This is a genomic window from Alcanivorax sp. HI0083 (genome assembly GCF_001635175.1).
Map to the genome: position 1 here is coordinate 1 of NZ_LWFX01000451.1, position 1,303 is coordinate 1,303.

Consider the following 1,303-nt stretch of genomic DNA (forward strand, 5'->3'; position numbering starts at 1 on the left):
GGGACTCCCAGAAGCGTCTGGAGCGCAGCCCGCTGCGCGTGCTCGACAGCAAGGACCCTGGCACCCGCGAGGTACTCAAGGATGCGCCGCAGCTGGCCGATTACCTGAATGACGAGGCTGTCGCCCATTTTGAAGGGCTGAAAGCCTTGCTCGATGCCAGTGGCATTGCTTATAAAGTGAACCCGTATCTGGTGCGCGGGCTGGATTATTACGGCAAGACCGTTTTCGAGTGGGTCACCGATGCCCTCGGCGCCCAGGGCACCGTCTGTGCCGGCGGTCGCTACGACGGGCTGGTGGAGCAGTTGGGCGGCAAGCCGACCCCGGCGGTGGGCTTCGCCATGGGGGTCGAGCGGCTGATTTTGCTTATCGAGCAGGAAAAGCCGGAACTGTCGGCGCCGGTGGACGTCTATGTGATGGCCATGGGGGATGTATTGGCATCCACCATGGCATTGTCCGAACAGCTTCGCGATGCCTTGCCCGGCCGTGCAATCCAGTTGCACTGCGGTGGTGGCAGCTTCAAAAGCCAGATGAAAAAAGCCGATCGCAGCGGTGCCGCGGTGGCCTTGATTATCGGCGAGGATGAACTGGCCAGTAACAGTGTTATGGTCAAACCCCTGCGTGGCCAGGGCGAGCAGCAGCAAGTATCCCGGGATCAGGTTGCCAGTGAGCTGGTAGCGCTCCTGGCGGACAATTAATAAGAAAGGAGAGCAGGGTGGCAGATTACATGCGCGATGAAGAGGAACAGGCGGAGCTGCTTAAAGAGTGGTGGCAGAAGAACGGTACCGCCGCGATTATTACCGTGGTACTGGCCGTGGCAGCCCTGATTGGCTGGCGTGAGTGGCAAGGCCATCAAGGGGAGCAGTCCTCCGAAGCGTCCAGGCAGTATCAGGTGTTGGTGGAATCGCTGACCGCACAGCAAGTGGATGAAGCGGCAGTGAACAAACAGGCGCAAGCCCTGAAAGAGGATTTCCCCGGCAGCGCCTATGCGGACTATGCCAGCCTGGCCCAGGCGCGCCTGGCGGTACAGGCGGGCGAGTACGATAAAGCCGCTTCCCTGCTGCAAGATGTGGCTGACGACGGCGCCACCGATGCGCTGACTTACACGGCACGTCTGCGCCTGGTGCGTGTGTTGCTGCAGCAGCAGGCCTACGATAAAGCCGCCGCCGAGCTCGATCACAGCTTCCCGGCTGCCTTTAATGGCATGGCGCTGGAGCTGCGTGGCGACCTGGCAAAAGCCCGTGACGACCAGCAGGCCGCCACAGAGGCGTATACCCAGGCGCTGGAAACCCTGCAGGACAACGGT

Annotated in this window: 2 protein-coding genes; both read left to right on the top strand. The window is 61.5% G+C overall.

Annotated features, from left to right (window positions below):
* Positions 1 to 695, top strand: a 695-nt coding sequence (locus A3754_RS04625; RefSeq protein ID WP_197468459.1) for a HisS family protein, incomplete at its 5' end; no start/stop codon positions are given.
* 17 nt (positions 696 to 712) lie between these two features.
* Positions 713 to 1,303, top strand: a 591-nt coding sequence (locus tag A3754_RS04630) for a tetratricopeptide repeat protein (RefSeq protein ID WP_231880484.1), incomplete at its 3' end; no start/stop codon positions are given.